The organism is Paraburkholderia humisilvae (genome assembly GCF_902859855.1).
GTDB lineage: Bacteria > Pseudomonadota > Gammaproteobacteria > Burkholderiales > Burkholderiaceae > Paraburkholderia > Paraburkholderia humisilvae.
In genome coordinates, this window is the sequence record NZ_CADIKH010000334.1 from 1 (window position 1) to 1416 (window position 1416).

The 1416-nt window shown below is 58.1% G+C and carries 3 protein-coding genes; 1 reads left to right on the forward strand and 2 read right to left on the reverse strand.

Annotated features, from left to right (window positions below):
• Positions 1–27: 27 nt before the first annotated feature.
• A complete protein-coding gene (locus HV796_RS45255) occupies positions 28–225 on the reverse strand; it encodes a hypothetical protein (RefSeq protein ID WP_246356405.1) in 198 nt (65 codons plus the stop codon).
• Positions 209–481, reverse strand: a complete 273-nt coding sequence (locus tag HV796_RS45260) for a hypothetical protein (protein WP_246356406.1) — start codon at positions 479–481, stop codon at positions 209–211. Before HV796_RS45260 ends, HV796_RS45255 begins: the two co-directional genes overlap by 17 nt.
• Positions 482–894: 413 nt before the next feature.
• On the opposite strand from HV796_RS45260, the gene HV796_RS42335 reads away from it, so the two are divergent.
• Positions 895–1416: IS110 family RNA-guided transposase (locus tag HV796_RS42335; RefSeq protein ID WP_175233558.1), on the forward strand; the 522-nt coding region annotated here is incomplete at its 3' end.

Below are 1416 nucleotides of genomic sequence, written 5' to 3' on the forward strand. Positions count from 1 at the left end.
TGCCAGGGGCCCTCACGAACGACGCGATTACGTTGCATGCCGATCGCAGAAGGCGACGACCTTGTCGCCTTTGACCTTCTTGTGACCGCTGAAGCCGAGGTTGTCGCCCCCTTTCTTCGCCGCTGTGGTCGTGCTATCGCCATGAATGACGGTGGTGTCCAGACGATCGTCTTGGCGAAGCCTGAACACCGGGCCTTCGAAAATCGCTTCAGAACAGCCGTCCACTTGCCACCGCCGGAAGGCACCGATAGGTGCGCGTGTAGTGGATCTCCGGGAGACCCTGCGAATCGCTTTCGATCGGCAGCTCTTTCCACTGGAAACCCAGGTAGAGCAAACGCAAAATGTAGTTGAAGATCGCGTGAAAGCTCAGTTTCTTCGCGGGGCCGCGACTGCCCTTGCCCAGATGCGGCAAGACAAACTGCTCGAACTGCGCGGCACCCAATTTCGTTGGAATCCCTTGTCGTGGCTTGCTTCTCGCCATCTCGCGCACCAATGCAACGAGATTCTAGCCGCTTCGCTCGTATCTGCGAAAACCGCTTCCTGCTGCAGCTTGAAGCCAAGTTCGAGCGCGGAAAGAACCCGTAACCAGTTGGATGACCGTGATAAAGCGATTTCCTCTTTTTGATGACGACATCTTACTCGACCAGCTCGTCAACATGACAACGCCCTTCGACGGCCTTCAGCACTACGACACACTTCATCCACCACCCTGGCACCGACAAAAACGCTAGGTTAGACAAAATCCAACCGTTTTGTCAGGAACTTGCCCACCGTGCGATTAGAGAATGAAAGGGACTTCCCCGTCCCGAGGCTGCGGCGGAAGCCGCGAGTCAGGCATCGACGTGCCATGATGAGGTTGCGAACGTTCATCAACACCAGCGAGAGGGGAAGTCCATGTCTATTGTCACTATCGGAATCGATCTTGCCAAGAATGTATTCGCCGTTCATGGCGTGAACGAGATGGGTAAGGCGATGCTGATCAAGCCGCGTGTTTCGCGCGATCAGCTGGCGCCATTGATCGCGCAGTTGCCTGCGTGCCTCATTGGCATGGAAGCGTGCTCCGGTGCGCATCACTGGGCACGCCTGTTCCAGCAGCACGGCCATACCGTCAAGCTCATGGCGCCCAACCTTGTGGCGCCTTATCGCATGTCGGGCAAGCGCGGCAAGAACGACGCGGCGGATGCTGCGGCAATCTGCGAAGCGGTGACGCGCCCGAGCATGCGTTTCGTGCCGCTGAAGGACGAACATCAGCAGGCGACGCTTTGCCTGCATCGGACACGACAAGGTTTCGTCGAAGAGCGGACTGCGACCTATAACCGGTTGCGAGGCCTGCTCCCGGAATTCGGCGTGGTGCTGCCACAGAGCCCGGAGAAGTTGCGCCGGCACGTCACGCAACATCTGGATACATTGCCGGGC

Coding starts and splice junctions, on each gene's coding strand:
- HV796_RS45260 (WP_246356406.1), bottom strand. CDS start 481: ATGGCGAGAAGCAAGCCACGACAAGGGATTCCAACGAAATTGGGTGCC.